This is a genomic window from Stenotrophomonas sp. GD03777 (assembly GCF_029842485.1).
Taxonomy (GTDB): Bacteria; Pseudomonadota; Gammaproteobacteria; order Xanthomonadales; family Xanthomonadaceae; genus Stenotrophomonas; species Stenotrophomonas sepilia.
The window spans coordinates 24,486-32,903 of the sequence record NZ_JAOCGL010000039.1 but is presented as its reverse complement, the minus strand read 5'-3'; the positions used below and the strand labels follow the sequence as shown (position 1 = coordinate 32,903).

Sequence of the window (8,418 nt, the reverse complement as noted above, 5' to 3'; positions counted from 1 at the left end):
AGGCGATCCAAACTACCATACGCCGTAGTATGCTTATCCAAACGCACCCCTCCAGAGGACTTGCGCCCATGCTCCACCGTTTCCGTATCGCCTTGATTGTCCTGTGCACCCTCGCCCTTGTTGCCTGCAACAACGGCATCGTCAAGCGTGTTTCGGAACCGGCGGCCAGCCTGCAGCAGCTGACCGTGCGTGCCGACGGCAACTGGACCGTGGCCCTGCGCCTGCAGAACTTCAGCTCGATGCCGATGACCTTCGATGACGTCTCGCTGGCGCTGACCGTCGGCGACAACGAAGCCGGCACCCTGCACGCCAAGCCCGGCATCTCCATCGGCGGCACCTCCGCCGACGTGATCAATGTCGACCTGGTGCCCAGCTCGGCCGCGCGCCTGGTGGTGGCCGATGCGCTGGCCAGCAACCGCACCCTGGCCTATGGCCTGAAGGGAACGGTGGCGGCCACGCCGCAGGAAAAGAAGCAGCGCAGCTTCGACATCAGCAGCCGCAGCACCCTCAACCAGGCCCCCGGCCTGCCCGGCGTGCTGCGCTGAACGCGCCTTTCGTGGCGGCGCCCGGCGCCGCTCTCCCCTGCCCTGATCAAATCGAGACGTACCGATGAGCAGCTACACCGCCCCGCTTTCCGACCTCCGTTTCGCCCTGCACGACGTGCTCAAGGTCGAACCCCTGTTCGCCCGCCTGGGCTTCACCGACGCCACCGCCGACGTGATCGATGCCGTGCTGGAGGAAGCCGGCCGCTTCAGCGCCACCGTACTGGCCCCGCTCAACAGCGTCGGCGACGAGATCGGCTGCGTGCTCGACCAGGCCACCGGTGAAGTGACCACCCCGCCCGGCTTCAAGCAGGCCTACGACCAGTTCGTCGATGGCGGCTGGACCGGCCTGACCGCCTCGCCGGAGCTGGGCGGCCAGGGCCTGCCGCACACTCTGGGCGTGCCGCTGAACGAAATGATCAATGCCGCCAACCTGGCGTGGGGCAACTTCCCGCTGCTCTCCCACGGCGCCATCGAAGCACTGAAGCAGCACGGCGAGGCCTGGCAGCACGAGGCTTTCCTCAAGCCGCTGATCGAGGGCCGCTGGACCGGCACCATGTGCCTGACCGAACCGCACTGCGGTACCGACCTCGGCCTGCTCAAGACCAAGGCCGAGCCGAACGCCGATGGGAGCTATTCGATCACCGGCACCAAGATCTTCATCACCGCCGGCGAGCATGACCTGACCGGGAACATCGTGCACCTGGTGCTGGCCAAGCTGCCCGACGCTCCCCCGGGTGCCAAGGGCATCTCGCTGTTCGTCACCCCGAAGTTCAAGGTCGACCGCGACGGCAACGTCGGCGAGCGCAACGCACTGCGCTGCGGCTCGATCGAGCACAAGATGGGCATCAAGGGGTCGGTCACCTGCGTGATGAACTTCGATGGCGCGCAGGGCTACCTGGTCGGCCAGCCGCACAAGGGCCTGCAGGCGATGTTCACCATGATGAACACCGCGCGCCTGGGGGTCGGCCTGCAGGGCATCGGCCTGTCCGAGCGCGCCTACCAGAACGCGCTGAAGTACAGCCGTGAGCGCCTGCAGTCGCGCGCCCTGAGTGGTGCCAGGTTCCCGGACAAGCCGGCCGACCCGATCCTGGTCCACCCGGATGTGCGCCGCATGCTGCTGACGGTGAAGTCGCTGGTCGAAGGCAGCCGCCTGCTGGCGCTGCACGCCGCCACCCTCATCGACGTTGCCCACCATGCCGAGGATGCCGCTGAGCGCGAGCGCGCCGACACCCTGGTGAGCTTCCTGACCCCGATCTCGAAGGCCTGCCAGACCGAATGGGGCATCGAGAACACCTACAACGCCCTGCAGTGCTTCGGTGGCCACGGCTACATCCGCGAGCACGGCATGGAGCAGCTGGCCCGCGACGCCCGCATCACCACGCTGTATGAAGGCACTACCGGCATCCAGGCGCTGGACCTGATCGGCCGCAAGACCGCGTCCAGCCAGGGCGCCGGCCTGAAGCTGATGCTGGCCGAGATCGAAGCCTTCGCCAAGGAACACGAGGGCAACGAAGCGCTGGCCGAGTTCATTGGCCCGCTGCGCGCCAAGGCCGCCGAATGGGGCAAGCTGACGATGGATGTGCTCCAGCGCGCGGCCGGCAATCCGGACGAACTGGGCGCGGCCAGCTACGACTACCTGTTCTATTCGGGTTACGTGGTGCTGGCCTACTGGTGGGCCCGCAGCGTCGCCGCCGCCGATGCCAGCGCGCACGGCGCCGCCTTCGCCCAGGGCAAGCGCGAGACCGCGCGGTTCTACTTCGCCCGTGTGCTGCCGCGCACGCTCAGCCACGCCGCTGCGATCCAGTCCGGCGCCGCCCCGCTGATGGCGATGGACGACGAGCGCTTCGGCGTCTGAGCCGGGCTGCCGCCCGGCACCGGTAGTGCGGGCCGCTGGCCGGCAACCGCAACAGCAACAGCTGCATCCCGGTGGATGGCGGGGCGGTGTGGGCTGGCAGGACACGCCGTAAACCCATCCATGGGGGCTCGATGGCGCCATCCATGGCGCCAACGGTCCTGCCACCCCACACCACCCCGCCTCTGACAGTTCCCCGCGAACTGCGTAGATCCACGCCATGCGTGGATGGTCCCCCCCCGAAATCCATCTGGAGAAGAGCCCCCTTTTGTTAAAGGGGGCGCGCCGACAGGCGCGGGGATTAGGAGGAATGCGCGGACCTGAATGTTGACGATTTGTGTATCGCCTGTCGGCGATACACAAATCGTCAACATTCAGGTATAAGCTGTTCTCCCGATGGAGACAGACACTACACGCTTGGGTCTGATCGAAGCCGGAGCTCCGTTTTCTGCTCCGGGCGCCGAAGCATCGCCCAACGCCACGACGCTGCATCGCCCCGGTTCGGTCCGGCTGCTCTCGCTTGATGCCCACGGACGCGTACTGGACTGGATCACCTGGCAGGATGCGGCCTGCCTCTACGCCCGCGAGGCAGTGGCCTGGACGCTCGGCGATCCCTGCCTGCACATCCACGGTGGCACCAACCGCTTCAGCGGCCTGCAGAGCGGCATCGACCTGCACCCGATCATCGCCGCCCGCGGCCACGCCCGCTCCCGCGCGATCGACCCCACGCCGAACCTGACCAACCAGGCCCTGTTCGCCCGCGACGCCCATCTGTGCATGTACTGCGGCCAGCAGTTCACCCGCCCGACGCTTACCCGCGACCATGTCATGCCGCTGTCCAAAGGTGGCCTGGACTGCTGGGAAAACGTGGTCACCGCGTGCTTCCACTGCAATTCGCGCAAGAGCGACCGCACCCCGCAGCAGGCCGGCATGCCCCTGCTGGCAGTGCCCTACCGGCCCAGCTGGATCGAGCACCTGATCCTGTCCAACCGCAACATCCTGGCCGACCAGATGGCCTTCCTGAAGGCGCAGTTGCCCAAGCGCTCGAAACTCAGCACCTGAACGCCCGAAAATGCAACCCTCACCGTCCTGTCACGGACGGCGGCGTTTGCTTGCCCCACCCCCGTTTGAGGGCGAAAATGGGCGTTCAGAAAAAGTGCGAACATGATGATCGACTCTGCCCGCTATCCCCGCCTCGCGCGCATCCAGACACCGGATGACCTGCGCACGTTCGACGAATCCGAATTGAGGGCGGTCGCCGACGAACTGCGCGCCTACCTCATCGAATCGGTGGGCAAGAGCGGAGGTCACTTCGCCGCCGGCCTGGGCGTTATCGAGCTCACCGTGGTCCTGCACTATCTGTACCAGACCCCGGTCGACCAGCTGGTGTGGGACGTCGGCCATCAGACCTACCCGCACAAGATCCTGACCGGCCGCCGCGACGAGATCCATACTGTCAAGCAGAAGGACGGTGTCGCGCCGTTCCCGAAGCGCGAGGAAAGCGAGTACGACACCTTCGGCGTCGGCCACTCCTCCACCTCGATCTCGGCCGCGCTCGGCATGGCCATCGCCCGCCAGTCCGAAGGCGACGACCGCAAGGTCGTGGCAGTGATCGGTGACGGCGCGATGACTGCCGGCATGGCGTTCGAGGCGCTGATGCACGCTGGTGGCATGGAGCCGGAGCCGAACCTGCTGGTGATCCTCAACGACAACAACATGTCGATCTCCGAGGCAGTGGGCGGCCTGACCAAGATGCTGGGCCGAGCGACCGGCAGCCGTACGCTCAACGCGCTGCGCGAAGGTGGCAAGAAGATCCTCGGTGACAAGAAGAACAACCCGGCGCGTTTCGTGAAGCGCTGGGAAGAACACTGGAAGGGCATGTTCGTGCCCTCCACGATGTTCGAGGAAATGGGCTTCCACTACACCGGCCCGATCGACGGCCACGACATGCCGGCGCTGTTGTCCACCCTGAAGACGCTGCGCGCCTCCAAGGGCCCGAAGCTGCTGCATGTGATGACCACCAAGGGCAAGGGCTACGAGCCGGCAGAAGGCGATCAGATCGGTTACCACGCCGTGGGCCCGTTCGATCCGGACAAGGGCCTGGTGGCCAAGGCCGGGGCCAAGATGCCGACCTATACCGATGTATTCAGCGACTGGCTGTGCGATGCCGCCGCCGCCGAGCCGCGCCTCTACGGCATCACTCCGGCGATGCGCGAAGGCTCTGGCCTGGTGCGCTTCAGCAAGGAATACCCGCAGCGCTATTTCGACGTGGCGATCGCCGAGCAGCACGCGGTCACCCTCGCCGCCGGCATGGCCACCCAGGGTGGCAAGCCGGTGGTGGCGATCTACTCCACCTTCCTGCAGCGAGCGTACGACCAGCTGGTGCACGACGTGGCGATCCAGGATCTGGACGTGCTGTTTGCGATCGACCGCGCTGGCGTGGTCGGTCCGGACGGCGCGACCCACGCCGGCAACCTCGACCTCAGCTTCCTGCGCTGCGTGCCGAACATGGTGGTGATGGCACCCTCCAATGAAGCCGAGTGCCGGCAGATGCTCAGCACCGGCCTGCAGCACCCGGGTCCGGCGGCCGTGCGCTACCCGCGCGGTACGGGTACCGGCGTTGCGGCCGGCACCGACCTGTCGACCCTGCCGATCGGCAAGGGCGAGCTGCGCCTGCAGGGCAACCGCATCGCCCTGCTTGCCTTCGGCAGCACCGTGCCCGCCGCCGAGCAGGTCGGCCGCGAACTGGGCCTGAGCGTGGTCAACATGCGCTTCATCAAGCCACTGGATCGCGAGCTGGTGCTGACCATGGCCGCGCAGCACGAGGGCCTGGTCACGATCGAAGACAACGTCGTGGCCGGCGGTGCCGGTTCCGGTGTCGGTGAACTGCTCAATGCCGAAGGCGTGCTGCGTCCGATCCTGCACCTGGGCCTGCCCGACAGCTACCAGCACCACGCCAGCCGCGAGGACCTGCTGGCCGAAGCCGGTATCGATGCGGCCGGCATCCGCGCCGCCGTGCTCAAGCGTTGGCCACAGCTGGCCGCAGGCAGCCCACCGCTGAGTGCCGCGGGCTGAGGCCGATCAGGAATCCACGCATCACGGGAAGGTGCAGCCGAAGGCTCGCACCTTCCATGGTGGAAGCAGGTGGTTCCACGCCATGCGTGGATGGCCGGACCCCGCAGGCCTGCCCCGGCAGGCGCCCCACGCTCAACCGTAACTGACCGCTTCCACGAACGCCCCGCTGGCCTCCACGCGCACGGCGGCGCGCTGCCCGGTGTCGACGAAGTGCAGGCGGGCCAGGGTCTCGGCAAAGTCATAGGCTCGTGCGCCATCACGGAACTCGATTGGCTCCGGCCTATCCGGGTGCAGCACGCGCCACTGGCGCTGTTCGCATTGCAGGCGGATCAACATGCAGCTCACTCCTTGAGGCAGCGTATCGACGGCGGCGCGATGCTGATGCCGGCTACGGCAATCGACATCGGGAATCAGGGCACGCAAGGCACCCTGATCACAGACGATACGGCGTTCAAAATGTGAGCTGTATCAGATTATTCTGATTTTCATGGGTTGAATCCGTAAAGCTCAGTTCACCTGGAACTGCGCCCTGCAGCCATCGCTCACCCAGATGCCGCGGCGATCCCAGCCCCAGCTCTGGCCTTCGATGCAGGCACTGCGCGAGTCCTGGCGGATCAGGCGCACGCCCCGGCGGATGCGGGCATCGCAGTACTCCTGCCGGTGGCCATTGGAATGGCAGGTAACCACATCACCACCGCCCCATCCGTTGCCGTTGCCCCAGCCGCCGCCATTGCCGCCCCAGCCGCCGCCGCGGCGGTACTCACCGACGAATTCGGCACGGCACCCCTGTGTGACCCAGACGCCGTTGCGCGACTGGCCCCAGGTCTCACCTTCCACACAGGGCGAACCGGACAACTGGCGGATCAGCCGCGCGCGGCCATCCAGGCGGCACTCGTTGCTGCGGTTCTTGACCGACTCGCAGCGCACGATGCCACTGCCATCGCGGCCGCCATAGCGGTCGTCGTCGTAGCCGTAGCCATAGCTCTGCGCCTGGGCGCCGCCGGCGGCCGCCAGCATCGGCAACAGGGTGCAGGCCAGGGTGCGCCAGGTGAGTGCCTTGCCCATCGAGATCTCCAGATGAATACGATGGCGCAAGCATCCGGGATTCACGGCCCGGCGCACAGAGGGAGGCGCGATGGCAGTTGTTCCTCCATTCAAACAACTCAACCGTGGCTGACTGCACTACGGGGGGCTGGCGTCACTCTCCAACGTAAAGCGCGTCTACCGTGTTGCCAAGCGCCTCGACCCGCACCGTGCTGCGCTGGCCGGTGCGGCGGTGATGCTCCAGGGCCAGCGCGGCGGCGGCATCAAAGGCGTCGGCGCCCCGGGCGTAACCGGTGGTGTCGCTCACCTGCGGATGCAGTACGGACCAGCGCTGGGCATTGCATTGGACGGTGATGACCATCGGGAGGCTCCTGCGGATGAAAGGGTGCAGTGGCAGGCAGCGGGCCGCTTGCCGTTACACCATCAGGCTAGCGACCGCCTCCGGGATGGCCTATCAGATTTGTACGAAAATGCCGCGCCTTCGCGTCGGATCTTGGCTTTCCTCACATCCCTGAGTCCGTTTAGCCCGTTCATTCCGTGATCCTTGTCACGGAGTCAGGCTGGCTTCACACTACCGTCATCAACAGGGGCCCCTTCCACATGCGCACCTTCTTCTCACAGCAACGCTGGACGTTGCTGAAGTTCTATTTCGTGGCCAGCTATCTGATCCTGATCGAAGAGTTGATCCGCGCCGCCGTGCATTGAGCGCTTGCTGGCGAGCTATTTGCGACAGAAAATGTCGCTTTAGGCACGGAGCTCGCACATGAAGGTGCTTCTTCTGATCCCGGCCCTGCTGGCTCTGGCCGCCTGTGCCAGCCAGGACACGGCGACCGCGCGCGCTGATGCCGCTGAGGCGTCGCCAGCGACGCCGGTGGTGGGGGGCGACCGTGATGCGCACGGCTGTATCGGCTCTGCCGGGTATCAGTGGTGCGAACACAGCCAGCGCTGCGAGCGCCCCTGGGAGCTGGCGCAGGCGCAGGGCCTGGCCAACACGGCCGAGGCCATCGACGCGTACTGCGCCAAGCCCGCCAGCCCGGCGCGCAAGTGAGCACGCCCTGCCATGGCTGAGCTTACTCCCCTGCCCGATCTCGCCCGTGGCCGGTATCGCCACTTCAAGGGCGGCGACTACGAGGTGATCGACATCGTCCGCAGCAGCGAGACGTTGGAGCCGATGGTGCTCTATCGCGCACTCTATGGCGAAGGCGGCCTGTGGGTACGCCCCTACCCGATGTTCATCGAGCAGGTTCCGGGCGAACACGGCCCGCAGGCGCGCTTCGCTCGCATCGACGACTGATCCGGTGCGACCCGCAGTGAACCGGAGCCCACGATGAACCCCTATGTCTACTTGGCCGCCGCCATCGTGCTGGAAGTGATCGCCACGTCGCTGCTGAAGGCCTCGGACGGCATGAGCCGGCTGTGGCCGACAGTGGGCGCGCTGGTTGGCTATGGGCTGTGCTTCTACCTGCTGTCGGTCACCATGAAGTCGGTGCCGACCGGCATCGCCTATGCAATCTGGTCCGGCGTCGGCATCGTGCTGATCTCGCTGATCGGCTTGGTGGTGTTCAAGCAGCGGCTGGATGCACCGGCATTGATCGGGATCGGCCTGATCTGCGCCGGCGTACTGGTGATCAATCTGTTCTCGCGCAGCAGCGCGCACTGAAGACGCTGCTGCGCGAACGGCGATAGCTGACCTTCTTCAGCTGACCTTCTTCGCCACGCTCATGCCGATCAGGAACAGCACCACGGCGATGATGATGCCTGCCCAGAACAGGAACTTGGCGATGCCCACGGCGGCGCCAGCGATGCCGCCGAAGCCCAGCACGCCCGCGATGATGCCGATGATGGCGAAGATGATGGCCCACTTGATCATGTCGATCCTTTCCCAGCAGGGAATGCAAACGG

General features: G+C 66.2%; 11 protein-coding genes. 7 read left to right on the top strand and 4 right to left on the bottom strand.

Annotation, left to right across the window (positions count from 1 at the left end):
- Positions 1-68: 68 nt before the first annotated feature.
- From N5E02_RS10620 to dxs, 4 genes are all read left to right on the top strand, one after another.
- Positions 69-545: an LEA type 2 family protein gene (locus tag N5E02_RS10620; RefSeq protein WP_053501243.1), complete on the top strand. Its 477-nt coding sequence runs from the start codon at positions 69-71 to the stop codon at positions 543-545.
- Positions 546-609: 64 nt separating this feature from the next.
- Positions 610-2,400, top strand: a complete 1,791-nt coding sequence (locus tag N5E02_RS10615) for an acyl-CoA dehydrogenase C-terminal domain-containing protein (protein ID WP_279946238.1) — start codon at positions 610-612, stop codon at positions 2,398-2,400.
- Positions 2,401-2,793: 393 nt separating this feature from the next.
- On the top strand, positions 2,794-3,459 hold the full coding sequence (locus N5E02_RS10610) for an HNH endonuclease (RefSeq protein WP_065186024.1): 666 nt from the start codon (positions 2,794-2,796) through the stop codon (positions 3,457-3,459).
- A gap of 105 nt (positions 3,460-3,564) precedes the next feature.
- Positions 3,565-5,472, top strand: coding sequence for a 1-deoxy-D-xylulose-5-phosphate synthase (gene dxs / locus N5E02_RS10605; RefSeq protein ID WP_065186075.1), 1,908 nt, complete (start codon positions 3,565-3,567; stop codon positions 5,470-5,472).
- A gap of 132 nt (positions 5,473-5,604) precedes the next feature.
- Here dxs and N5E02_RS10600 read toward each other — a convergent pair whose 3' ends face one another.
- The 3 genes from N5E02_RS10600 to N5E02_RS10590 all read right to left on the bottom strand — a co-directional run bounded on the left by N5E02_RS10600 (position 5,605) and on the right by N5E02_RS10590 (position 6,877).
- Positions 5,605-5,808 carry a hypothetical protein gene (locus N5E02_RS10600; RefSeq protein ID WP_005417823.1) on the bottom strand — a complete coding sequence of 68 codons (204 nt, stop codon included), beginning with the start codon at positions 5,806-5,808 and terminating at the stop codon, positions 5,605-5,607.
- Positions 5,809-5,979: 171 nt separating this feature from the next.
- Positions 5,980-6,537: a DUF3011 domain-containing protein gene (locus tag N5E02_RS10595; protein ID WP_005417825.1), complete on the bottom strand. Its 558-nt coding sequence runs from the start codon at positions 6,535-6,537 to the stop codon at positions 5,980-5,982.
- A gap of 133 nt (positions 6,538-6,670) precedes the next feature.
- Positions 6,671-6,877, bottom strand: coding sequence for a hypothetical protein (locus tag N5E02_RS10590; RefSeq protein ID WP_005417826.1), 207 nt, complete (start codon positions 6,875-6,877; stop codon positions 6,671-6,673).
- 402 nt (positions 6,878-7,279) lie between these two features.
- Between N5E02_RS10590 and N5E02_RS10585 the strand changes: the two genes are divergently transcribed.
- The 3 genes from N5E02_RS10585 to N5E02_RS10575 are packed head-to-tail and all read left to right on the top strand — an operon-like array spanning position 7,280 to position 8,176.
- A complete protein-coding gene (locus tag N5E02_RS10585) occupies positions 7,280-7,564 on the top strand; it encodes a hypothetical protein (RefSeq protein WP_053499224.1) in 285 nt (94 codons plus the stop codon).
- Positions 7,565-7,576: 12 nt separating this feature from the next.
- Positions 7,577-7,810 (top strand): DUF1653 domain-containing protein, encoded by a 234-nt coding sequence (locus N5E02_RS10580; protein WP_005417832.1) that lies wholly within the window; start codon positions 7,577-7,579, stop codon positions 7,808-7,810.
- Between the two features lie 33 nt (positions 7,811-7,843).
- A complete protein-coding gene (locus N5E02_RS10575; RefSeq protein ID WP_065179577.1) occupies positions 7,844-8,176 on the top strand; it encodes an SMR family transporter in 333 nt (110 codons plus the stop codon).
- Positions 8,177-8,212: 36 nt separating this feature from the next.
- Here the strand turns inward: N5E02_RS10575 and N5E02_RS10570 are convergent, their stop codons facing one another.
- Entirely contained in the window at positions 8,213-8,386 is a 174-nt protein-coding gene (locus N5E02_RS10570; protein ID WP_005417836.1) for a DUF1328 domain-containing protein, read from the bottom strand.
- Positions 8,387-8,418: the final 32 nt, after the last annotated feature.